This window comes from Brevibacterium sp. CT2-23B (genome assembly GCF_013168765.1).
Lineage (GTDB): Bacteria > Actinomycetota > Actinomycetes > Actinomycetales > Brevibacteriaceae > Brevibacterium > Brevibacterium sediminis.
Genome location: NZ_JABBYK010000001.1, coordinates 426,641 through 450,619 on the forward strand (window position 1 = coordinate 426,641; position 23,979 = coordinate 450,619).

The window sequence follows — 23,979 nt, forward strand, 5'->3', positions numbered from 1 at the left end:
ACCGAACCGGACGTCGGTGTCTGATAGGAAAGAGCTCATGAACTCCGCGCGCATCCGCATTCTGATCGTCCTCGGAATCGTCTTCGCTGCCTTCAATCTGCGCCCCGGAGTCACCGGGCTCTCGCCTCTGCTCGACACCATGGGCGAAGAGATCGAACTGAGCGCGGTGTTCCTGGCCGTCATCGGCATGCTGCCGCCGCTGCTCTACGGCATCAGCGGCTTCATCACCCCGCGGCTCTATGCCCGCTTCTCCGGACTCGGCCTGACCTTGGCCGCCATGGTGATGGTCATGATCGGACTGGGTGTCCGCTCGGTCATCGATTCGCCGTCGCTGTTCCTGGCGCTGAGCGTGCTGGCCCTGCTGGGAATGGGCATCGGAAACGTCGTCCTCCCGCCCCTGGTGAAATCGTATTTCCCCGACAGGGTGGCCCTCATGTCGACCGTGCACGTCGGGCTCCTCCAGTTCGGGACGTTCATTCCGCCGCTCGTGGCGGTTCCCCTCGCCTCCGGTGTCGGTTGGAGAGGCTCACTGCTCGTCTGGGCCGGTTTCGCGGCTCTGGGTGCGGTCGTGTGGATCGTCATCCGCATGGCCAGGCCCGCACCCGCCGCCGAGGTGGCCGTCGCCGTCGTCGGCGGCAGTGAGCTCTCCCGCCTTCTGCGCAGCCCTCGGGCCTGGGCGCTGATGACGATGACGGGTCTGACGTCGTTCAACAACTTCATCCTCTTCACCTGGCTGCCGGGTCTGCTCACCCGCTCCGGGTTCGATGCTGCCTTCGGCGGGGCGATGCTCGCGCTGGTCACAGCCATCCCTCTCGTCCTCGGATTCGTCCTGCCGACCCTGGCTCAGAAGATGACCTCGGCCTATCCCATCGTCGTCGGCTTCTGCCTCAGCCTGGCCGTGGGGTACCTGGGTCTGTGGCGGCTGCCGACAGCGGCTCCCGTGCTGTGGACAGTGTTGCTGGGCATCGGCATCTCCACGTTCCCACTCGCTCTGACACTCATCACCCTCCGGGCGCGAAACGCCGAGGCGGCGGCTTCCCTGTCCGGCTTCGTCCAGGGCGGAGGGTATCTCCTCGCGGCCACCGGCCCGCTGATCTTCGCCTTTCTCCTCCAGAGCTTCGACAGCATGTGGCCGGCATTCGTCGTGGTGCTCGCCTCGGTGGCCGTCAAATTCTTCGTCAGCCACGCCGCCTGCCGACCCGGCGCCATCTGAGGCCCGGCGGGCTTCCGTCTCGTCATGAGAGCGAAGATGTCATCGGATTCGTCCTCGCCGTCCGGGCCCGAGTACTCTGTTCGAGTGACCCCGGAAGACTTGCAGACTGCACTCGCGCGCGCCTTGGCGACGGCCGAGGCAGGCCTCGTCGCACCGGGGTTCGCCATGCAGATCGACGTCCTGGCTCCGAACCGTTCCGAACTCGGTGACTGGACGACGCCCGTGGCGCTGCGCGCCGCCGCTGCACCCGAGCAGCGGACCGAGCTCGCCGCACATCTGTGCACCGAACTGCGTGCCCTGACCGGGGTGGCGGATGCCGTCATCGCCGGGCCCGGCTTCGTCAACGTGACCCTCACTCCCGCTGGCCGAGCACATGTGCTCAGCGACATCATCACCGCAGCGGGGGAGACCGATTCGATCGAAGGAGCGGAACAGGACGGGTCGCCGCTGCGCACGCTGCTCGTCGCTGCGGACCGGGAATCGGCACAGGCGCCTGTCACCGGCGACCACGACCGTGACGTCGACCCGGTCGCGGTGAACAGCCTGCAGCGCGGCCATGCCGCCGCCTGCCGGGAGCAGCGGCGGGCGCACCGGGCGGGAATCCCGTCCGAGGCCGTCGACGCGGCGGGACTCGAGGATCCGAGCGAGACGCGAATGCTCAATGCCGTGGCGGGACTGCCGTCAGCGCTGGAACGCTCGCGCCGCCTCGGCGAGAACGATCTGTTCGTCAACGCTCTTATCGACCTCGGCGATGCCGTCGAGGACTGGATCCGCCGCTGTCCGGTCACTCCGACGGTCGATGAGGACATCACCGTCACCCATGCCTCCCGGCTCTTCGCTCTGAGAGCCGTCATCATCGTCCTCGCCGCAGGACTACGACAATTGGGCGCTTCGGCCCCGGAGAGGATCTGATGCCCGCACATATCGCAGGGACTCTGCACGCGACACCGGCCCCGGTGTGGCTGCCCTATCCCGATGACGTCAATGCCCTGTTGCCGAGTCTGTGGTCGGACAACGTCACGAAGACCGACGACGGAGTGCTCACGATCGCCGGTCATTCCGTGACGGACCTGGCCGAACGATACGGGACCCCTACTCTCCTCATGGACGTCGCTGACTTCCGCAGCCGTGCCGAGGCCTACCTGAGCACATTCTCCAACGCCTTCTCCGTGGAGAAGGGACTGGCTGGCGCCGATGTGTTCTACGCCGGGAAGGCATTCCTGTGCACAGCTGTGGCCCGCTGGGTGCATGAGGCCGGGCTCGGCCTCGACACCTGCTCCCTGGGCGAGATGATGATCGCCCGCGCCGCCGGTGTCCCCGGCGACCGCGTCGGGCTGCACGGAAACAACAAATCGGCGTCGGAGCTCGAATACGCCCTCGACTACGGCGTGGCCAGGATCTTCGTCGACAGCCTCGATGAGGTCGCACGTCTGGAATCCATCGCTGCGGCCAGAGGAACGGTCGCCCCGGTCATGCTGCGAGTCACGGTCGGCGTCGAAGCGCACACCCACGACTTCATCGCCACGGCTCACGAAGACCAGAAGTTCGGGCTCTCGCTCGCCGACGGCACCGCCGCCCGGGCCGCTCGGCTGGTCGCCGAATCCGAACATCTGCGTCTCGACGGTCTCCACTCCCACATCGGTTCGCAGATCTTCGACATCTCCGGATTCCAGGTCGCCGCCGCCCGCGTACTCGCCTTCCGAGCCGAGATCATGGGCGAACACGGCATCGACCTGCCCGATGTCGACCTCGGCGGCGGCTTCGGCATCCGCTACACCTCCCAGGACACCCCGATCCCGGTCGCGGAGATGGCCGCAGAGCTCGCCGCCGTCGTGGCCAAGGAATGCCGGGGCCTGGGCACGAGCGTCCCCAGGATCTCCATCGAACCCGGTCGCGCCATCGTCTCCCCGGCGGTGTTCACTCTCTACGAGGTCGGCACCGTCAAACAGGTGAGCACGGACAGCGGCACTCGCACATATGTCGCTGTCAACGGGGGAATGAGCGACAACATCCGCACGGCACTCTACGACGCGGACTATTCGTGCACCTTGGCCAACCGGAACTCGAACGCCGAGCCTGCGATCGTGCGGGTCGTCGGCAAGCACTGCGAATCCGGTGACATCATCGTCCGCGACGAATACATGGGCGCAGACGTCACTGCAGGCGATCTCGTCGCGGTCCCCACCACCGGGGCGTACTGCCGCTCGCTGGCCAACAACTACAACCATCTGCCCCGGCCGGGCGTGCTGGCCGTCGAGGCCGATAGAGTTGAGTGGATCGTGACCCCCGAAGACCACACGCAGATGTTCGCCACGGACCCGGGAATGGCCGGGGGAGTGGCGTCGAACTGATGAGTGCGAGAGACAAGAGCGGAAAAGGTGAGGAAATGCAGGCACTGAAGGTTGCCGTGCTCGGATGCGGAGTCGTCGGCACGGAGGTCGCCGCCCGAATCCAGAATCGCGCGGAGGGCCTGGCCGAGCGCATCGGCGCTCCGCTGGAGCTGAGCGCCATCGTCGTCCGCGATGCTTCGAAGGCCCGTCCGGGAATCGACGAGAAGCTGCTGACGACCGACGCCGAGGCGGCCATCGCCGGAGCCGATATCGTCGTCGAGCTGATGGGCGGAATCGAACCCGCCCGCTCGCTCATCACCGCAGCGCTGCGCCAGGGTTCATCGGTCGTGACCGCGAACAAGGCTCTGCTGGCCGCCAGCTACGGCGAGCTCATGTCCGCTGCCGACGACGCTGGTGTGCGCCTCGAGCACGAAGCGGCGGTGGCAGGGGCGATCCCGATCATCCGACCTGTCGGCGATTCGCTGGCCGGGGACCGAATCGAACGCATCATGGGCATCGTCAACGGCACTACGAACTACATCCTCGACCAGATGGACTCCGAGGGCTGGGATTTCGACCAGGCTCTCACTGCCGCCCAAGGGCTCGGATACGCAGAGGCCGATCCGACCGCTGACATCGGCGGACACGATGCGGCGGCGAAGGCTGCGATCCTGTCCTCGCTGGCCTTCCATGCACCCGTGTCGATCGATGACGTCCACGTCGAAGGCATCGAAGGCGTCACCGCCGAGATGGTCGAGACCGCCCGGGACCAGGGCTTCGTCATCAAACTCCTCGCCGTGTGCGAACGTGTGGCCTCATCACCGGCAGGGGCCGGTCTCTCGGCGCGCGTCTATCCGGCGCTTCTCGACCGAGGACACGCACTGGCATCCGTCCGCGGTGCCTTCAACGCCGTGTTCATCGAGGCCGAAGCCGCCGGCGAGCTGATGTTCTACGGACAGGGAGCCGGTGGAGCACCGACCGCATCCGCCGTGCTCGGCGACCTCGTGTCCGTGGCCAGGCGCAAGGTGCTCGGCGGACGCGGACAGTACGAACGCCCCTTCCACGAGGACTACCCGATCCTGCCGATCTCGGCGATCACGACCAGGTACCACATCACCCTCGACGTGGTAGACCGTCCCGGTGTGCTCGCCGCGGTCTCCGAGGTCTTCGCCGATGAAGGGGCATCCATCGAACTGATGCGACAGACGATCGGGGACATCGACGACAACGGCGTCCAGCACGCGAAGCTCGTGCTGGCCACCCACTCGAACACCGACTCGACTCTGCAGAAGACGGTCGATCGACTCGTCGATCTGCCGGTCGTCCACACCGTCAAATCCGTGATCCGCGTAGAAGGACAGTGACTATGAACTACCCCAGACACCAGTGGCAGGGCGTCGTCGAGGAATACCGCAGCCTCCTCGACATCTCCGCTGACACTCCTGCCGTCACACTCGGTGAGGGCGGGACCCCGCTGATCAGGGCGGAGAAGCTCAGCGCACGCACCGGTGCCCAGGTGTGGGTGAAGTACGAGGGCCTCAATCCGACTGCGTCGTTCAAAGACCGCGGTATGACGATGGCGATCACCAAGGCTGTGGCCCACGGTGCCAAAGCCGTCATCTGCGCCTCGACGGGCAACACCTCGGCCTCTGCCGCCGCCTATGCCACGAAGGCCGGACTGACCTGCGCTGTGCTCGTGCCCACCGGCAAGATCGCGCCGGGGAAGATGAGCCAGGCCATCGCCCACGGAGCGACCCTGCTCGAAGTCGACGGAAACTTCGACGACTGCCTGACGCTGTGCCGCAAGCTCTCGGAGTCCTACCCGGTCCACCTCGTCAACTCGGTCAATCCCGATCGCATCGAAGGCCAGAAGACCGCGGCTTTCGAAGTCGTCGACGTCCTCGGCGACGCTCCCGACATCCATGTTCTGCCCGTCGGCAACGCCGGCAACATCACGGCGTACTGGAAGGGCTACAACGAATACCGCGAACACGGGATCTCCAAGCAGCTGCCTCAGATGTGGGGCTTCCAGGCCGCCGGTGCCGCACCGCTGGTGCTCGGCCACCCCGTCGACGAACCGGACACGGTGGCGACCGCCATCCGCATCGGCAACCCCGCCAGCTGGACGCAGGCCGAAGCTGCGCGTGACGATTCGGGCGGTCTCATCGATTCGGTCACCGACGACGAGATCCTCGCCGCCCATAAGATCCTGTCCAGCGAAGAGGGCATCTTCGTCGAACCCGGTTCGGCCGCCTCGGTGGCGGGTCTGCTGAAGATGGCCGACGCCGGTCGGGTCCCTGCCGCTGCGACGATCGCGGTCACCGTGACCGGTCACGGACTCAAGGACCCCAGCTGGGCCCTGCACACCGCCGACGGGTCCGATATCGAGACCAAGCGGGTCTCCGTCGACGCCGTCAGCGCCGCACGCGCCCTGGGACTCGAGGACAGCTGAGGGTGCGCGTCCGACTCGAGGTCCCGGCCACCTCGGCGAATCTGGGGCCCGGCTACGACTCGTACGGGCTGGCCCTCGACATCGTCGACACCCTCATCCTCACCGTCCACGACGCAGCGGTCGATCCTCACCGCTGCGTCGAGGTCACGGGGGAGGGCGCCGAGGTGCTGCCCCGGGACGGCTCGCACCTGATCATGCGCATCATCGGTGAGGTGCTCGACTCGGAGTTTCCCGCCGTCGCGGCAGAGCTGAGGCCGCGTCTGTCGCTGGAGTGCGACAACCGGATCCCTCATTCCCGTGGATTGGGCTCCTCGGCCGCGGCCGTCGTAGCCGGCATCGCCCTCGCAGCGGAGCTCGGAGCCTGGTCGACCGGAGTCGAGCTGAGCCGGGACCGGATCCTCGAGATCGCCACCGCCGTCGAGGGGCATCCGGACAACGCCGCCCCCGCGATCTTCGGCGGACTCACCGTCTCTCTGTCGGAGCCTGTGAAGTCGTGGCAGGTGCCAGTGCGCACCGTCCAGGCGGTCACCGTGCTCGTGCCCTCGTTCCGCCTTGACACCGAGGTCGCCCGTGGACTCATTCCCGCCGACATCGATCACGCGATCGCGGCCGACAATTCGGCTCGGGCGGGCCTGCTCGTCCATGGGATGAGCAATGACTCCCAGGTGCTCTTCGAAGCCACCCGCGACCAGCTCCATCAGGAGTTCCGCCGCGGCGCCTATCCGGAGTCGATGGCTCTGGTCGACGCACTGCGCGCCGAAGGTCTCCCGGCCGTCGTCTCCGGCGCCGGACCGACGGTGCTCGTCCTCGCCGAGGCGGTTCCCGACGCCCTCGTGCCGGAAGGCTTCGTCGCTCAGCGCACCGCGATTGACCTCGGTGGTTACCGGGTGAGCCGAGAAATCTGAGGAAACGATTCGCCAGATCGTCTCCGAACAAGTAGACTGTGGGTGTTCCGACAGGGCACGGCTTCCCGCTGTTCTGCACAGGTCCGTCGCCGATGTCATACATTCTGGAACATCTCCTGCTCATTCTTTAGCAGGTTTTCTTTCACAACGCACCGTCAATGGTGTTTCCGTCGCCGTGAGCAAACGGCACATGCCGCACGGCCGAAAGAGGGAGAAGGACCTTCGTGTCTGAAACCACCACTCAGGATTCCACCCCGCGCACAGGCAGCCTCACAGCGCTGCGGCTGCCTCAGCTCCAGGAAATGGCTGCCGGGCTGGGAATCAAGGGTTACCGTCGCCTTCGCAAGAGCGAACTGATCGACGCCATCAACAGCCACTCGGGCGGATCTGCTGAGAAGAAGTCCGTCCCCACCGAGAAGAAGCCCGCCGCGGAAGCGGCCGCCAAGGCTGAGAAGCCGGCGGAGAAGCCGGACGAGAAGAAGCAGGAGTCGACGAACCGTCGCTCTTCGCGTCGCTCTGCCGCTTCCGCGTCCGAGGACGCTCCGGCGCTCATCATCGAACCGAACACCGAGTCCTCGTCGTCTTCGACGGCGAACGAGTCCGGTGCGGACCAGTCCGGGGGAGCAGCCTCCGAGGAGAACAGCGGCGATCAGGATCGTCAGCGCTCTCGCCGCAGCCGTTCTCGCTCCCGCGGCTCCGAGTCCCAGACCGAGGGTCGCGACGGCAACGGTGAGGAATCGGCCGACCGCGGCGGCCAGGATCGCTCCGGCGACCAGGACCGCTCCGACCGTGACCATCGCGGAGGGCGCGACAACGACCGTCGCAGCCGGAACAACGACCGCTCCGACGACAACCGTGGCGGCAACGGCCGGGGCAACAATGACCGGGACGGCGGCAACGATCGCAGCCACCGCAACGACCGGGGCGGCAACAACGACCGCAACGATCGTCGCAACCGCAGCAACGACGATGACGATCGCGGCAACAACCGCCGCGGACGGGGTCGTGACCGCAAGCGCCGCGGCCGCGGCAACGACGAGCCGGACATCCGCAACGACGATGTGCTCATCCCCGTCGGCGGCATCCTCGACGTCCACGACAACTACGCCTTCCTCCGCACCTCCGGCTACCTGCCGGGGCCGAACGACGTCTACCTTTCGGCATCCATGGTGCGCAAGAACGGTCTGCGCAAGGGCGACGCCGTCGCCGGCGCGATCCGTCAGCCGCGTGAGAACGAACAGCGGAACAACAAGCGCGAAAAGTTCGATGCCCTCGTGCGCCTCGATTCCGTCAACGGACTCACCGTCGACGATGCCCGCAGCCGTGTCGAGTTCTCGAAGCTGACTCCGCTCTACCCGCAGGATCGTCTGCGCCTCGAGACCACCTCGAAGCTGCACTCGACCCGTCTCATCGATCTCATCACCCCCATCGGCAAGGGCCAGCGCGGACTCATCGTCGCGCCTCCGAAGGCCGGCAAGACGACGATCATGCAGCAGATCGCCAACGCGATCACGGAGAACAACCCCGAAGCGCACCTCATGGTCGTCCTCGTCGACGAACGTCCCGAGGAAGTCACGGACATGCAGCGTGCGGTCAAGGGCGAAGTCATCGCCTCGACCTTCGACCGTCCGGCCGACGACCACACCACGATCGCCGAACTCGCCATCGAACGCGCCAAGCGCCTCGTCGAGATGGGTTCCGATGTCGTCGTGCTGCTCGACAACATCACGCGCCTGGGACGTGCCTACAACATCGCCCAGCCGGCATCCGGTCGGATCCTCTCCGGCGGTGTCGACGCCAATGCGCTCTACCCGCCGAAGAAGTTCTTCGGTGCTGCACGCAACATCGAAGGCGGCGGCTCGCTGACCATCCTCGCCACGGCTCTCGTCGAGACCGGCTCCAAGATGGACGAAGTCATCTTCGAAGAGTTCAAGGGCACCGGCAACATGGAGCTGCGTCTGAGCCGTCAGCTTGCCGACAAGCGCATCTTCCCGGCCATCGACGTCAACTCCTCGAGCACTCGCCGCGAAGAGATGCTCATGACCAAGGAAGAGACGAAGGTCATGTGGCAGCTGCGCCGACTGCTCTCGGGCCTCGAGCAGCAGCAGGCTGTCGAACTGCTCATGTCGAAGCTCAAGGAGACCGGCTCGAACGTCGAGTTCCTCATGCAGGTGCAGAAGACGACCCCGCTGCCGAAGTCGTCGACCGACAACAGCTGAGATGGTCGACGACACCCTCACGGCCAGCGTCAGCGCACTGCTCGATGAGCACGCCCGGGTTCAGGAGGAACTCTCCGACCCCGCGGTCCACGCTGACGCCGGCCGGGCCAAGAAGCTGACCAGGCGGTACGCGGAACTCGACAAGGTCGCCGCGGCCGCCCGGCACTTCGCCCAACTCGAAGCCGACCACGCAGCCGCCGTGGAGCTGGCCGAGGACGACGCCGACTTCGCTGCGGAGGCCAAGCGTCTGTCCGCAGAGATGGAGACGGCCGAGGGTGAGCTCAAAGATCTCCTGGTACCCAGCGACCCGGATGACTCCCGAGACGCCATCATCGAGATCAAAGCCGGCGAAGGCGGCGACGAATCCGCACTGTTCGCCGGTGACCTGCTGCGGATGTACCAGCGGTGGATCGACTCGCGCGGCTGGTCGAGCCAGATCCTCGACGCCACGCATTCGGATCTCGGCGGATACAAGGACGTCACCATGGCCGTCAAGGCGAAGAACGACGGCGCCTACGGCTGGGTGAAGTTCGAAGGCGGAGTGCACCGTGTCCAAAGGGTCCCGGTCACCGAATCGCAGGGACGCATCCACACCTCCGCAGCCGGTGTGCTCGTCTTCCCCGAAGTCGATGAACCCGAAGAGATCCAGCTGGACGAACACGATCTGCGCATCGACGTCTACCGCTCGTCCGGACCCGGCGGCCAGTCCGTGAACACCACGGACTCCGCTGTGCGCATCACGCACCTGCCGACCGGAATCACAGCGAGCTGCCAGAACGAGAAGTCCCAGCTGCAGAACAAAGACGCAGCGATGCGCATGCTCCGTGCTCGGATCTTGGCCAAGCAGGCCGAAGAGGCCGCAGCGGAAGCCGCAGACATCCGTCGTTCGCAGGTGCGCACCGTCGATCGCTCGGAACGCATCCGCACCTACAATTTTCCGGAGAACCGGATCACCGATCACCGCACCGGATACAAGGCCTACAATCTCGATCAGGTGCTCGCCGGCGATCTCGATCCGGTCATCGGATCCTGCCGCGACGCCGACAAGGCCGCACGCCTCGACGCGCTGGGGGACTGACCTGGACACTGTCAGGCCGACTCTCGTCTCCGACCTCCTTCGCGGGGCGACCACGCTCCTCACCGAAGCAGGCATAGCGAGTCCCGAAGCCGATGCGCTCGAACTGCTCGCCCACGCATGGTCGATTGACAGGGCATCGCTGAGCCGCCGCCGTCTCTTCGACGAACCCGTGCCGGAGTCGGTGAGCACTCGATTCGCCGAACTCTGTGACCAGCGGAGGCGGCGGACACCGCTGCAGCATCTCACCGGCATCGCCCACTTCCGGCATCTGCAGCTGCAGGTGGGCCCCGGAGTCTTCGTGCCCCGACCGGAGACGGAGCTGCTCGCCGGAGCCGTTCTGAGCGAACTGTCCGAACTCGCCGAAACTGACTCTACGACGGAGAACGACAAGGCTCGGCGTCCCTTCGTCATCGACCTGTGCTCCGGTTCGGGAGCGATCTCCCTCTCCGTTGCCACCGAATTCGACTCCGTCGACGTCCTCGGCGTCGAACGCGAATCCGCGGCCCTGGAATGGTCACTGAAGAACCTCGAGCAGTGCCGCCTCGGCGAGTCGACGGTCGAGTTCATCTCCGGTGATGCGACGACGATCACGAAGGCTCGGCCGGATCTGTGCGGGCGTGCCGACATCGTGGTGACGAACCCGCCCTATGTTCCCGATTCCGCCGTGCCGCGGGACCCGGAGGTCGCCGAACACGATCCCGCGGCCGCGCTCTACGGCGGGGATTCGGGTTTGGAGATTCCGGGACTCATCATCAGTCAAGCCGAGCAGCTGCTGAGATCAGGCGGACTCTTCCTCATGGAACACAGCGAGGAACAGGGCGATGGGGCACGGGAACTCCTGGAGGCCACGGCCAGTCTGAGACATGCCGCCACATTCCAGGACTACACTGGACGCGACCGCTATACAGTGGCGCGCCGTGAGGCGTAGGGGATCTCGGAGACGAATTCCCGCCGCGTACTGCCCAGTACCGAAACCACAACCCGAACATTCGAAACGGAGAACTCGTGTCGAGACGATTCGACGTCAGCCAAGAAGAGATCCGTGAACTCGTCTTCGACGAGTGCGCGCGAGTCGTCGACACAGGCAACCTGCTCGTCATCCCCACCGATACGGTCTACGGGATCGCCGCCGATGCCTTCAGCGCATCGGCCGTTGCGGCTCTGCTCGCGGCCAAGGGCCGGGGACGGGACATGCCGCCTCCGGTTCTCGTCCCACGCGCGGAGACCATCTTCGGGCTCGTCGACGGGGTCGATGAGACTGTGCTGGCACTGACCGCGAAATTCTGGCCCGGACCGCTGACGATCATCGCGAACGCTCAGCCCTCCCTCGACTGGGACCTCGGCGATACCCACGGAACCGTGGCCGTGCGCATGCCCGACGACGAGTCGGCGCTGGCCCTGCTCGGCCGCACCGGGCCTCTGGCCGTGTCGAGTGCGAACATCTCCGGACAGCCCGCCGCCAGGACCGCCGACGAAGCGCAGGAGATGCTCGGCGACGATGTCGACATCTACGTCGACGGGGGAGTGCGGGAGTCGGGGCTGTCCTCGACGATCATCGACCTCAGCGGCGACGTGCCCCGCATCCTGCGCCGCGGTCCGATCACCGCCGAGGACCTGCGCGAAATCGTCCCCGAACTCATCGACCTGGACGGCTGAGTGCGCGCCTACCTCTTCATCCTCGTTGTCTCCGCCCTCGTGGCGTACCTGCTGACTCCAATGGTCAAGCGGGTGGCCGAACGAGGAAAGATCTTCTCACCGCTGCGTGACCGCGACGTCCATTCCATTCCGACGCCGAGGCTGGGCGGAGTCGCGATGTTCGGCGGGCTTCTGGCCGGCCTCATCTTCGCCTCCCAGATGCCGTTCCTCAATCGGATCTTCGTCGAATTGGGCCCGATCATCGGAATCGCCGGAGCCGCCGGCCTGCTGTGTCTGCTCGGAGTCATCGACGACATCTGGGACCTGCATTGGATGGCGAAGCTCGCCGGCCAGGCTCTCGCCGCAGGCTTCATGGCGATCAAGGGAGTGGCGCTGCTGTCGATTCCCTTCGGCGGAGTCATCATCGGCTCCCCGCGGATGTCGATCATCGTCACTGTCCTCGTCGTCCTCGTGACCATCAACGCGGTGAACTTCGTCGATGGGCTCGACGGTCTTGCCGCGGGCGTCGTCGCCATCGGCGGCAGCGCCTTCTTCATCTACTCCTACTGGCTCGCTCGTGACGCTTCACCGGAGTCGTATGCGAACCTCGCCTCGCTCATCATCGCGATCCTCGTCGGCGCCTGCCTCGGTTTCCTCCCGCACAATTTCAATCCGGCGAGGATCTTCATGGGCGACTCCGGGTCGATGCTCATCGGCCTGCTGCTCGCCGCCTCGACGATCAGGGTCACCGGCCAGGTCGACCCGGCGCTGATCGGCCAGGAGCGAGCGTTCGCCACATTCATGCCGATCATCCTGCCGGTGGCCGTGATGTTCCTGCCGCTGCTCGACCTCGGACTGGCCGTGGTGCGCAGGCTGCGTGCCGGACAGTCTCCGTTCTCCGCCGATGCCAAACACCTCCACCACCGGATGCTGCGTCTGGGACATTCCCATGCGCGTGCGGTGCTCATCCTCTATACCTGGACGGCGCTCATCGCCTTCGGCTCGGTGCTGCTCCTGTTCAAGGGCTGGCTGTTCTCGGCCTGCGTCATCGGCGGCCTCGCTGCCATCACCCTGATCTTCACCTTCTATCCCCTACGCATGCGTCAGAAAGCCAGAGAGGAAATCTCGTGACCGACCCGATACCGCGCCGAGAGACCGAAGTCGAAGCAGCCTGGACCCGCGTCTGGAGGACCCTGCTCATCCGTGGCATCATCCTCGTCCTCGTCGTCGCGGCCCTCGGAATGGGCATCGGCTGGCTGGTCTCGGGGATGACGGGACTCGTCGGCGGGGCCGTCGGCGGGGGACTGGCTGCGGTCTTCATCATCATCACCCTCGTCGTCATGTACGTCGGACGGAACATGGGACTGACCGCGATCGCCGGGTTCCTCGGCATCGGGTTCCTCTTCAAGGCCTTCATCTTCATGATCGTCATCTGGCGCATCAAGGATGCGACCTGGCTCGACGGCACGGTCGCCTTCTTCACCATCGTCGTCGCGGTCATCGGCTCCTCGCTCGTCGAGGCGATCACCGTGGTCAAGGGACGCGTGCCCTATGTCGATCCGGAGGCGAGATAGGCGAGCGGAGACCGATCGTCGCTCCCATCTGAGACGCGTCGTGGGGTGAGGCGCAAGACGAATGACGTGTCGTATAAAATCGTTGACAGAAATTGCACAGAGAAGCCTGATGAATTTGTCGGTCACTCTCTACAGTTGGTAGAGTAGACCCGGTGCTTGGGCGGATCTTCGCCCTTTGTCGCTCCTGAACCTCAAGCCTCGCCATCAGTGCGGGGCCAAGGCCAGGCCATCAGGGCCCTTGACCATGGGAGAGTAGTAAAAACGTGGGAACACTCAACGCCGCGAACACAACAGTCAGTGCTGCAGAAGGCGGCTTCCACGCACCGTCGATGGCTGAATTCTTTCCAGCCTCGTTCCTCTTTGAGGGCACACCGTTCGAAATGAACCGCGTGATGCTCATCCGCATCATCGCCACCGTCGCCGTCGTTGTGCTCCTGGCCGTCTGGGCCAAGCGCATGAAGCTCATTCCGTCCCGCTTCCAGTCGAGCATGGAGCTCGCCATGGAATTCGTGACCGTCGGCATCGCCGAGGACACGATGGGCAAGGAGAAGGCCAAGAAGTTCATGCCGCTCATCGTGGCGATCTTCTTCGGAATCCTCTTCTGGAACGTCACGAAGCTCATTCCGTTCCTCAATATGCCGGGCACCGGCGTCATCGGCATGCCGATCGTGCTGACCCTCGTGGTCTATGTGACCTACCACTGGGCCGGCATCGCCGAGAAGGGCCTCGGCCGCTATCTCAAGGATTCGCTCGTCCTGCCCGGCGTCCCGCCGGCAATGCATATCCTGCTCATCCCGATCGAGTTCATCACGAAGTTCGTCACCCAGCCGTTCACTCTGGCGATCCGACTCTTCGCGAACATGATGGTCGGCCACCTCCTGCTCGTCCTCTGCTTCTCCGCTACGAGCTTCTTCCTCTTCGACGCAGCCAACGGATTCCAGTTCTTCGGCATCGTCACCTTCGCCGGCGGCATGTTCGTCTTCATCCTGGAGATGCTCATCGTCGTGCTGCAGGCCTACATCTTCGCTCTTCTGTCCTGTGTCTACATCAATGCCGCGATCTCGGACGAACACTGAGATCGCACCCCCAGATCCGTAACTCACGAGTTGCACGGTCGGGCCAACCACCCGGCTTCATTATGAAAGGAAAAGCATCCTATGGATATGCTCGCCGCAGTTGAAGGTAGCGTTTCGACGATCGGTTACGGCCTCGCCGCAATCGGTCCCGGTATCGGTGTCGGAATCGTTATCGGCAAGACCATCGAGGGAACCGCTCGTCAGCCCGAAATGGCCGGCGCCCTGCGCGGAAACATGTTCCTCGGTATCGCTCTGATCGAGGCCCTGGCCCTCATCGGTATCGCCACCCCGTTCTTCCTCCCCTGATCTCGAAGAGGACTGAAAGATGACTCCGGTAAACATCGTCGCCGACGCGGAGAACCCGCTTCTCCCGGCGGCCTACGACATCCTCTGGAGTGCCGTCTGTCTGCTGATCGTCTTCCTGGTTGTCTGGAAGTACGTCCTTCCCGCCTTCAACAAGACCCTCGACGAGCGTGCTGAGCGCATCCAGGGTGGAATTGAGAAGGCCGAGAAGGTGCAGGCCGAAGCCGATCAGGCTCTGGCCGAGTATCAGAAGCAGCTCGCCGACGGTCGTGCCGAAGCTGCACGACTGCGCGCCGAGGCTCAGGAAGAGGGCGCCCAGATCATCGCCGACATGAAGGCCCAGGCTCATTCCGAGGCTGATCGCATCATCGCTCAGGCACAGACTCAGATCGACGCCGAACGTCAGTCCGCCATGGTGCAGCTGCGTTCCGAGGTCGGCACTCTCGCCACGGACCTGGCATCGCGCATCGTCGGTGAGTCACTCACGGACGATCAGCGTTCGGCCAATGTGGTTGATCGCTTCATCTCCGATCTCGAGTCCAACTCGTCCGCGCAGCCGGTCAAGGGGGCGTGATGCTCCAGTCGAGCAGATTGTCCCTGCAGGCCGTCCTCGAGACCGCGAATTCCGAGATCTCCGGGGGAGACCCCCGACAGATCGGGGAGGAGACTCTGGCACTCGTCGGCGTCCTCGCCGAGAATGTCGGACTGCGCAAGGCTCTGGCAGACTCCTCCGAGTCGGCCGAGAGGAAGCAGCAGCTGCTGCGGACTCTGTTCTCGACTCGGATCACGGATGCGGCTCTGCGTATCAGCGACAAGGCCGTCGGTCATCGTTGGGCGCGGACCCAGGACCTCGTCACCAGCCTTGAAGTCGCCGGTGTGACAGCGATCGCCGCTGCCGCACAGGCCGACGGGAAACTGGGACAGGTCGAAGAGGAGATCTTCCGCTTCGCGCGTCTGCTTGAATCCAACCACGAGCTGTCCCGCGCGCTTGATTCGCAGGCCACCGAAGAGAGCAAGCGCGCTCTCGTCTCGGACCTGCTCACCGGCAAGGCACAGCTAGACACCATCAAGCTGGTCGAACAGGCAGCTCTGCACCCTCGCGGACTCCGCGTGGCGAAGGCGCTCGACCAGTACAGCGATATCCTCGCCGCCCGCCAGCAGCGGTCGGTTGCGGACGTCACCGTCGCCAGACCTCTGAGCGAGTCGCAGACCGAAAGGCTGCAGGCGGCATTGTCGGCCAGCTATGGTCGCGAACTCGTCCTCAATGTCCAGGTCGACCCCGATGTTCTCGGGGGAGTCCGGGTGCAGGTCGGCGACGAGATGATGAACTCGACCGTGGCCGATCGACTGGCCGATGTGCAGCGCAAGCTCGCAGGTTGACACTAGTGGCCGGCTTCTCCGGCATCGGCGGCCCACCGGTCGTCGGACGCAAGATTTGAGTAAAGGAAGCAGGGAAACCAGATGGCGGAACTGACAATTCGCCCGGAAGAGATCCGGGACGCTCTCGGGAAGTTCGTTGACTCGTACAACCCGGAGAGCTCGGAAAAGACCGAGGTCGGCAAGGTCGTCACCGCTGGTGACGGTATCGCTCACGTTTCGGGCCTGCCCGGCACCATGGCCAACGAACTCCTGCGGTTCGAAGACGGCACACTGGGCCTGGCACAGAACCTCGACGAACGCGAGATCGGCGTCGTCATCCTCGGTGAGTTCTCCGGAATCGCCGAAGAGCAGAACGTGTACCGCACCGGAGAGGTCCTCTCGATTCCGGTCGGCGACGGGTACCTCGGCCGTGTCGTCGATCCGCTGGGTCGTCCCGTCGACGGACTCGGCGACATCGAGACCGTCGGCCGCCGTGAGCTCGAGCTTCAGGCCGCCGGCGTCATGGACCGCCAGGAAGTGCGTGAGCCGCTCCAGACCGGTTACAAGAGCATCGACGCGATGATCCCCGTCGGCCGTGGTCAGCGTCAGCTGGTCATCGGTGACCGCAAGACCGGTAAGACCGCTCTGGCGATCGACACGATCATCAACCAGAAGGCCAACTGGGAGACCGGAGACCCGAAGAAGCAGGTCCGCTGCATCTACGTGGCCGTCGGCCAGAAGGGTTCGACCATCGCCGGCGTCCGCCGTTCGCTGGAAGAGGCCGGTGCGCTCGAGTACACGACCATCGTGTCCTCTCCCGCGTCTGACCCAGCAGGCTTCAAGTACCTGGCTCCATACTCCGGTTCCGCAATCGGTCAGCACTGGATGTACGACGGCAAGCACGTCCTCATCGTGTTCGATGACCTGTCGAAGCAGGCTGAGGCCTACCGCGCCGTGTCCCTGCTGCTGCGTCGTCCGCCGGGCCGTGAAGCCTACCCCGGCGACGTCTTCTACCTGCACTCGCGTCTGCTGGAACGCTGCGCGAAGCTCTCCGATGAGCTCGGCGGCGGTTCGATGACCGGTCTTCCGATCATCGAGACGAAGGCCAACGACGTCGGTGCGTTCATTCCGACCAACGTCATCTCGATCACCGACGGTCAGATCTTCCTGCAGTCCGATCTGTTCAACGCCGGCCAGCGTCCCGCTGTCGACGTCGGTGTGTCCGTGTCTCGAGTCGGTGGTGCCGCTCAGACGAAGGCTCTCAAGGGAGTCTCGGGCACGCTGAAGATCTCGCTGGCTCAGTACCGTTCGCTCGAGGCCTTCGCGATGTTCGCATCCGATCTCGACGACGCGACCAAGCGCGATCTGGCCCGTGGTGCGCGTCTGACCGAGCTGCTTAAGCAGGGTCAGTACGCTCCGATGCCGTTCGAGAAGCAGACCGTGTCGATCTTCGCCGGAACCAACGGCTACCTCGACGAGATCCCTGTCGACGACGTGCTCCGCTTCGAGTCCGAACTGCATGATCACATCGAGCGCAAGACCGGTATCTTCACGACCATCCGTGAGACCCTGAAGCTCGACGACGACACGACTGAAGAGCTGAAGAGCGTCCTGGCCGAGTTCACCCAGAACTTCGCCAGCTCGGACCAGAGCGGTTCGAAGGCCGGCAGCGAAGACACCGCAGCCGCGTCCTCCGACGAGGTCGAGCAGGAGCAGATCGTTCGGCAGAAGCGTTGAACCTGTTCCGTAACGGCGAAAGGAAGAACTGATGGGAGCCCAGCAGAGGGTCTTCAAACAGAAGATCCGCTCGACTCAGTCCTTGAGGAAGATCTTCAAGGCGATGGAGCTCATCGCTGCTTCGCGGATCCAGAAGGCCATTGCCCGCTCGCAGGCCGCAAGCCCGTACGCGAACGCCCTGACCCGGGCCGTGTCGGCAGTGGCCAGCGAGTCGAACGTGGACCACGTTCTCACCACGGAGTCGGACAACGTCAAGCACGCTGCCGTCCTCGTGATCGGACCCGACCGCGGATTCGCCGGTGCCTATTCCGCGAACCTGCTGCGCGAAGCCGAGGAACTCATTCGGCTGCTGCGCAACGAGGGCAAGAGCGTCGACCTGTTCACTATCGGCAGCAAGGCCAAGAACTACTACACCTTCCGCGATCGTAAGATCGAGAAGTCCTGGACAGGCATCTCCGAGAACCCGCTGGCCGAACACGCACGTGAGATCGGCGAGGCGCTGTTGGAGAACTTCGACCCGGAGTCGGCCGACTCAGGGATCGACGAGATCTACATCGTCTTCACCCGTTTCGTCTCCAGCGTCACGCATGACCCGGAATACCGGCGACTGCTTCCGCTGGAGGTCGTCGACGCCGAAGAGGCATCGACCGGCGGACAGGCTGGGGAATCGTCCGATGCACCCGCGTTCCCGCTCTATGAGTTCGAACCGAGTGCGGAGGCTGTGCTCGACGCACTGTTGCCGCGATACATCGATTCGCGCATTCTGTCGGCGCTGCTCAGCGCAGCAGCATCCGAGCAGGCCTCGCGACAGGCGGCGATGAAGACAGCCACGGACAACGCGGATGATCTCATCAAGACCTACACCCGGTTGGCCAATACGGCTCGCCAGGCGGAAATCACCCAGGAACTCACCGAGATCGTCGGTGGGGCGGATGCCCTCGCGGCATCGGCAGCCGGCGACTGACCGGCGAGAGCAGAGAGAAAGAGACCATGACTGCCACAGCAACGGAAACCTCTCCGGCACAGGGCACTGCCCTCGGCCGGATTTCCCGAGTCATCGGCCCGGTTGTCGACATCGAGTTCCCGCTCGACTCCGTGCCCGAGATCTACAACGCACTGACCGCGTCGGTGGAACTGTCCGAAGGAACCCGGAAGCTGACCTTCGAGGTCGCACTTCACCTGGGCAACGGACTGGTCCGCGCAGTGTCGCTGCAGCCGACCGACGGACTTGTCCGCGGACAGGAAGTCGTCGACACCGGCGCACCGATCTCCGTTCCCGTCGGAGACGTGACCAAGCACCATGTGTGGAACACCACCGGTGACTGCCTCAACCTCGCCGACGGCGAGGAGCTGGAGATCTCCGAGCGGTGGCCCATCCACCGTCCGGCACCGTCGTTCGACGAGCTCGAGTCCAAGACCGAGATCCTCGAAGTCGGCATCAAGAGCATCGACCTCCTGACTCCATACGTCCAGGGTGGAAAGATCGGTCTGTTCGGCGGCGCCGGCGTCGGCAAGACCGTGCTCATCCAGGAGATGATCTTCCGTATCGCGCACAACCACTCGGGCACCTCGGTGTTCGCCGGTGTGGGCGAGCGTACCCGTGAGGGCAACGACCTCATCATGGAAATGGATGAGGCAGGAGTCTTCAAGGACACCGCGCTGGTGTTCGGCCAGATGGACGAGCCGCCAGGCACTCGTCTGCGCGTGGCGCTGTCGGCGCTGACCATGGCGGAGTACTTCCGCGATGTGCAGAACCAGGACGTGCTGCTGTTCATCGACAACATCTTCCGCTTCACCCAGGCCGGCTCCGAGGTCTCGACCCTGCTGGGTCGCATGCCCTCGGCCGTGGGCTACCAGCCCAACCTGGCTGACGAGATGGGTCTGCTGCAGGAGCGCATCACCTCGACGCGTGGTCACTCGATCACGTCGATGCAGGCGATCTACGTTCCCGCCGATGACTACACCGACCCGGCTCCTGCGACGACATTCGCCCACCTCGACGCGACCACGGAGCTCAGCCGTGACATCGCTTCGCGCGGTCTGTACCCGGCGATCGACCCGCTCGCATCGTCCTCGCGCATCCTCGATCCGCTGATCGTCGGTGACGAGCACTACCGCGTGGCCAACGAGGTCAAGGCGATTCTGCAGAAGAACAAGGAACTGCAGGACATCATCGCCATCCTCGGTGTCGATGAACTCGGTGAAGAGGACAAGCTCGTCGTTCACCGTGCGCGTCGTATCGAACAGTTCCTCTCGCAGAACACCTACACCGCTGAGAAGTTCACTCAGGTTCCCGGTTCGACCGTGCCGCTGGCCGACACGATCGAAGGCTTCTCGAAGATCTGCTCGGGCGAAGTCGACCACATCCCGGAGCAGGCATTCTTCAACGTCGGCGGCCTTGACGATGTCATGCGCAACTACGAAGAGATGCAGAAGTAAGCCATGGCGACACTCGAAGTGAATGTCGTGGCTGCTGATCGCGAGGTATGGGTCGGTGAGGCCAAGCGCGTCATCGCCCGTACCCTCGACGGCGAGATCGGCATCCTGCCGGGCCACGAGCCCGTGCTGGGTGTCGTCGCCGACGGCGAAGCGCGGATTCTCACTCCGGGAGAGGACACCATCAGGGTCAAAGCCGATGGCGGATTCCTCTCGGTGGAGAACAACCGTGTGATCATTGCCGCTGATCAGGCCGAACTTCTCTGATCCGCAGGTTACACTGGCAACCGTGAACCCTTCTGTCCTGCTGATCGTTCTGCTCTCGTTGGTAGGACTTGCGCTTGCTCTGATCGTGGTCGTCACGATCCGACGCAGGTCGATCTCGAAGCTCTCGGGTGCCTTTGACTGTTCCATCAACGTGGGCGAGGAGTACTCTTCTCGCCCACGTTGGCGTTTGGGCGTGGCCGTGTTCTCGGTCACTTCACTGGACTGGTATCCGGTCTTCGCACTGACGCGGCGCGCCGCGTTCCGATTGCCGCGCGCGGATCTCGACATCCTCGTCCGGCGCAAGCCCACCTCCGGTGAGCAGTACTCGGTTCTGCCCGAAGCGGTCGTTGTCGACTGCTCGTACGGCAAGGCGGACGGTCGTCCGCGTTCCGTGTCTCTGGCAATGGACACCGAATCCCTGTCCACGATGGCTTCGTGGCTCGAATCATCACCTCCTGGCTTCAATCCGACGATGGGACGTTTCACTTAATGGATGTCTTCCGCTTGACCGGGCCCGCACAGTTGGCGGGAACCATCGACGTCAGAGGCGCCAAGAACAGCGTCCTCAAACTCATGGCGGCGAGTCTCCTCGCCGTGGGACGCACGACTATCACCAACGTCCCGGCCATCCTCGACGTGCGGATCATGGTCGAACTGCTCGTCCGCCTCGGTTGCGAGGTCGACTATGACGCCGAAGACGGCGTCGTGAGCATCGACGTCCCCGCCGAAGTCGGCATCCAAGCCGACTATGAACTCGTCCGCGCAATGCGGGCTTCGATCTCCGTCCTCGGCCCACTGACCGCACGGATGCGTGCTGCACATGTGGCTCTTCCCGGCGGTGACGCCATCGGTTCCCGGGGACTCGACATGCATCAGGCCGGTCTCGAGGCCCTGGGCGCTGTCGTCCACCTCGACCACGGCTATTTCGTCGCAGAGGCTCCGACGGGGCTGCGCGGTACCGAGATCGTCCTCGAGTTCCCCTCCGTCGGAGCCACCGAGAACCTCGTCATGGCGGCAACTCTCGCCCATGGCACCACTACCATCGCCAACGCCGCACGCGAGCCCGAGATCGTCGACATCTGTACGATGCTCGTCGAGATGGGGGCGCAGATCGAGGGGATCGGCACCTCTGACCTCACCATCACCGGTGTCGAATCGCTGCAGCCGGTCACCCACCGCACCGTCGGCGACCGCATCGTCGCCGGAACCTTCGCCTTCGGCTCCGCATTGAGCGCGGGCGATGTGACCGTGCGCGGAGTCGGGCTCGACATCATGCCCAATATCGGTATGAAGCTTCGGGATTCGGGCGCCACGGTGGAAGACCTCGGTGAGATCATCCTCGGTGACGGAACGCGGGGCAAGGGCTTCCGCGTCATCGGCGCCTCGCGTCCTCATGCCATCCGGGTGGCCACCATGCCGTTCCCGGGATTCCCGACGGATCTGCAGCCGTTCGTCATCGCGTTGAACTCGGTGTCCGACGGTATCGGTCTGCTGTCGGAGAATCTGTTCGAAGCGCGCTGGCGCTTCGTGCAGGAGATCGCCCGCCTCGGTGCGAAGGTCCGCATCGACGGCAACCATGCACTCGTCACCGGCAGCGAGAGTCTTTCCGGTGCCGAAGTCGAAGCTTCCGATATCCGCGCGGGAGCGGGCCTGGTCATGGCCGCCCTCCGGGCCGGGGGAGTGACCGAGGTATCGGGAATCGATCACATCGAACGCGGCTACGAGAATTTCGTCGACAATCTTCGCGCCCTCGGTGTCGACATCGAACGTGTCGAGAAGCGCGACGTCCTCAGCTTCGACTAGTTCTCTCACTCGACGAACCCCGCGGACCCTGGCAGTCAGGATTTGCCTCGTTCGTGCAAGTCGGTCGTCGGTTTTCGGTAGTCGTCGCGCTCGTTCAAGCCGGCCCCCGTCTGTCCGAGGTTCGCTCTCTCGTTCAAGGTCGCCCTCGTCTGTCGATAGGTAAACGGCGCGGAATTCGCGCTTCGCCTTGAACGGCGACTGCGGCCGACCGCCGTTCGAGGGCCTGCGCGGTGGTTCCGCGGTCCCGCACGTCGGCCGTTCCTCGTGACGATGCGGTCTGTGTGGAAGAGTCGAGGGTTGTCCACAGCCCGACTTCTCATCCTGGTTCTCCCGCGTCTCGTCACGCATGCTTGAAGGCATGTATAGATGTCTGTCGACTGCCGCACTGCTCGAGGCCGGGTGGGACTGTCATCGGATCAGAGCCGCCGAGCGATGCTGTCTGCGACGATTGGAACGAGGGCGATATGTTGTCACCGCAGAATGTTCTGATCCGGCGCACAGTTTCGTCAGTGCGATAGCCGCGGCTCCCACAACCACACTGCCGATAGAGTCGACGGGCCTGCGCAAACGCGTGGAGGATCTGAGAATCCTCGTCCGGTCGTACGTCGATCGCCTGCCTCCGGACGCAGTATTCTCTCACCGCAGTGCACTCATCGTTCACGGCCTTCCGATTCCATACGTCGAGCGGGACGATGTCTTCGCCGAATCGGTGAGTCCGCGCAGCGGAGTTCGTCTGGCGAAGATGCTTGTGCGGCGACGCGTCTCAGATCGTGCAGGGTACGAGTTCGTCGATGGGATCCCGGTGACGACGGTCCTGCAGACGCTGCTCGACATTGCTCGGGACTGTCCGCTCGCATTCTCTGTCGCGGCGCTCGATGCAGCGGTGCGCAGCTCGGTCGTGACCGTCGAACAGATGCGTTCCTTCAGTGAAGCGCATCCTGTTCGCACAGGCACACGGAAGATCGTCAAGGTATTGGAGAATGTCGATGCACGCCGCGAGAGCGTCGCTGAGTCGATCTGCGCGGTGCGGTTAGTCGAGCATTCGATTCCGGGGTTCGAGCCGCAGGTCGACATTCGCGATGGAGCCGGCAAACACTTGGGCCGTACCGATTCCGCCAATAGACGGGCGAAGGTCATCGCAGAGTTCGATGGTGCAGGAAAGTACCACCTCGACGGAGCGGATCCGCAAGTGACTTTCGAACGTGAACAGCGCCGCGAGTATGCGCTGCGCAACGAGGGCTGGTTGGTCTTCCGTGTCCGGTGGAGCGATCTCTTCTCCGCCGACCTCTTCCTGCGGATCGGAGAGTCAGTGCGACGACGACTAGTCATGGACGACAGCCGTCGCGAAGCGTGATCCTGACGCTCGATCAAGGCGGACAGCGCAAGTCGTTCCGTAGACGGGGCGATAGACGCTGTCCGCCTTGATCGACGGTTTGGGCCCGCGCTGAGGAGCTACGGACGCTGCACGAAGGGAGCGACACGGCTCGGCTTGATCGGCGCGGCTGAAGTGAGTGGCCGGCTTTCCCGCGGGTTGATCGGCGACGCTGGAGTTGGTGGCCGGCCATCCCGCAGGTTGACCGTGGGCTGATCCA

At 64.4% G+C, this 23,979-nt stretch carries 23 protein-coding genes; all 23 read left to right on the top strand.

The window, feature by feature from the left end:
* Positions 1–37: 37 nt before the first annotated feature.
* The 23 genes from HIM68_RS01955 to HIM68_RS02065 all read left to right on the top strand — a co-directional run bounded on the left by HIM68_RS01955 (position 38) and on the right by HIM68_RS02065 (position 23,741).
* Entirely contained in the window at positions 38–1,213 is a 1,176-nt protein-coding gene (locus HIM68_RS01955; RefSeq protein ID WP_172169172.1) for a CynX/NimT family MFS transporter, read from the top strand.
* A gap of 84 nt (positions 1,214–1,297) precedes the next feature.
* Positions 1,298–2,125, top strand: a complete 828-nt coding sequence (locus HIM68_RS01960) for a DALR anticodon-binding domain-containing protein (RefSeq protein ID WP_172169175.1) — start codon at positions 1,298–1,300, stop codon at positions 2,123–2,125.
* On the top strand, positions 2,125–3,564 hold the full coding sequence (lysA, locus tag HIM68_RS01965; RefSeq protein ID WP_172169178.1) for a diaminopimelate decarboxylase: 1,440 nt from the start codon (positions 2,125–2,127) through the stop codon (positions 3,562–3,564). Before HIM68_RS01960 ends, lysA begins: the two co-directional genes overlap by 1 nt.
* A 35-nt stretch (positions 3,565–3,599) precedes the next feature.
* Positions 3,600–4,907, top strand: a complete 1,308-nt coding sequence (locus HIM68_RS01970; protein WP_172169181.1) for a homoserine dehydrogenase — start codon at positions 3,600–3,602, stop codon at positions 4,905–4,907.
* A gap of 2 nt (positions 4,908–4,909) precedes the next feature.
* On the top strand, positions 4,910–5,995 hold the full coding sequence (gene thrC, locus HIM68_RS01975) for a threonine synthase (protein WP_172169184.1): 1,086 nt from the start codon (positions 4,910–4,912) through the stop codon (positions 5,993–5,995).
* 2 nt (positions 5,996–5,997) lie between these two features.
* Positions 5,998–6,900 carry a homoserine kinase gene (gene thrB, locus HIM68_RS01980; protein ID WP_259356727.1) on the top strand — a complete coding sequence of 301 codons (903 nt, stop codon included), beginning with the start codon at positions 5,998–6,000 and terminating at the stop codon, positions 6,898–6,900.
* Positions 6,901–7,124: 224 nt separating this feature from the next.
* Positions 7,125–9,119, top strand: a complete 1,995-nt coding sequence (gene rho, locus HIM68_RS01985; protein WP_172169187.1) for a transcription termination factor Rho — start codon at positions 7,125–7,127, stop codon at positions 9,117–9,119.
* Between the two features lies 1 nt (position 9,120).
* Positions 9,121–10,197: a peptide chain release factor 1 gene (prfA, locus tag HIM68_RS01990; protein WP_139466978.1), complete on the top strand. Its 1,077-nt coding sequence runs from the start codon at positions 9,121–9,123 to the stop codon at positions 10,195–10,197.
* Position 10,198: 1 nt separating this feature from the next.
* Positions 10,199–11,125, top strand: a complete 927-nt coding sequence (prmC, locus tag HIM68_RS01995; protein ID WP_172170243.1) for a peptide chain release factor N(5)-glutamine methyltransferase — start codon at positions 10,199–10,201, stop codon at positions 11,123–11,125.
* Positions 11,126–11,202: 77 nt separating this feature from the next.
* Positions 11,203–11,853 (top strand): L-threonylcarbamoyladenylate synthase, encoded by a 651-nt coding sequence (locus HIM68_RS02000; RefSeq protein ID WP_139466979.1) that lies wholly within the window; start codon positions 11,203–11,205, stop codon positions 11,851–11,853.
* Positions 11,854–12,963 carry an MraY family glycosyltransferase gene (locus HIM68_RS02005; protein ID WP_139907914.1) on the top strand — a complete coding sequence of 370 codons (1,110 nt, stop codon included), beginning with the start codon at positions 11,854–11,856 and terminating at the stop codon, positions 12,961–12,963.
* Positions 12,960–13,406, top strand: coding sequence for a hypothetical protein (locus HIM68_RS02010; protein ID WP_172169190.1), 447 nt, complete (start codon positions 12,960–12,962; stop codon positions 13,404–13,406). The genes HIM68_RS02005 and HIM68_RS02010 overlap by 4 nt, the downstream gene beginning before the upstream one ends.
* A gap of 263 nt (positions 13,407–13,669) precedes the next feature.
* Positions 13,670–14,482: a F0F1 ATP synthase subunit A gene (gene atpB / locus HIM68_RS02015; protein WP_367647415.1), complete on the top strand. Its 813-nt coding sequence runs from the start codon at positions 13,670–13,672 to the stop codon at positions 14,480–14,482.
* An 81-nt stretch (positions 14,483–14,563) separates the two neighbouring features.
* On the top strand, positions 14,564–14,788 hold the full coding sequence (atpE, locus tag HIM68_RS02020; RefSeq protein ID WP_101572413.1) for a F0F1 ATP synthase subunit C: 225 nt from the start codon (positions 14,564–14,566) through the stop codon (positions 14,786–14,788).
* A gap of 19 nt (positions 14,789–14,807) precedes the next feature.
* Entirely contained in the window at positions 14,808–15,359 is a 552-nt protein-coding gene (locus HIM68_RS02025; RefSeq protein ID WP_172169193.1) for a F0F1 ATP synthase subunit B, read from the top strand.
* On the top strand, positions 15,359–16,165 hold the full coding sequence (locus HIM68_RS02030) for a F0F1 ATP synthase subunit delta (RefSeq protein WP_172169196.1): 807 nt from the start codon (positions 15,359–15,361) through the stop codon (positions 16,163–16,165). Before HIM68_RS02025 ends, HIM68_RS02030 begins: the two co-directional genes overlap by 1 nt.
* An 81-nt stretch (positions 16,166–16,246) precedes the next feature.
* A complete protein-coding gene (gene atpA / locus HIM68_RS02035; RefSeq protein WP_139907924.1) occupies positions 16,247–17,881 on the top strand; it encodes a F0F1 ATP synthase subunit alpha in 1,635 nt (544 codons plus the stop codon).
* A gap of 31 nt (positions 17,882–17,912) precedes the next feature.
* Positions 17,913–18,845 carry a F0F1 ATP synthase subunit gamma gene (locus HIM68_RS02040; RefSeq protein ID WP_139466984.1) on the top strand — a complete coding sequence of 311 codons (933 nt, stop codon included), beginning with the start codon at positions 17,913–17,915 and terminating at the stop codon, positions 18,843–18,845.
* A 26-nt stretch (positions 18,846–18,871) separates the two neighbouring features.
* Positions 18,872–20,320, top strand: coding sequence for a F0F1 ATP synthase subunit beta (gene atpD, locus HIM68_RS02045; RefSeq protein WP_025776912.1), 1,449 nt, complete (start codon positions 18,872–18,874; stop codon positions 20,318–20,320).
* Between the two features lie 3 nt (positions 20,321–20,323).
* Positions 20,324–20,584, top strand: coding sequence for a F0F1 ATP synthase subunit epsilon (locus tag HIM68_RS02050; RefSeq protein ID WP_101545515.1), 261 nt, complete (start codon positions 20,324–20,326; stop codon positions 20,582–20,584).
* Between the two features lie 22 nt (positions 20,585–20,606).
* On the top strand, positions 20,607–21,074 hold the full coding sequence (locus HIM68_RS02055) for a DUF2550 domain-containing protein (protein ID WP_025776910.1): 468 nt from the start codon (positions 20,607–20,609) through the stop codon (positions 21,072–21,074).
* Positions 21,074–22,387: a UDP-N-acetylglucosamine 1-carboxyvinyltransferase gene (gene murA, locus HIM68_RS02060; RefSeq protein WP_172169199.1), complete on the top strand. Its 1,314-nt coding sequence runs from the start codon at positions 21,074–21,076 to the stop codon at positions 22,385–22,387. The genes HIM68_RS02055 and murA overlap by 1 nt, the downstream gene beginning before the upstream one ends.
* A gap of 571 nt (positions 22,388–22,958) precedes the next feature.
* Positions 22,959–23,741 carry a hypothetical protein gene (locus HIM68_RS02065; protein ID WP_172169202.1) on the top strand — a complete coding sequence of 261 codons (783 nt, stop codon included), beginning with the start codon at positions 22,959–22,961 and terminating at the stop codon, positions 23,739–23,741.
* Positions 23,742–23,979 lie beyond the last annotated feature (238 nt).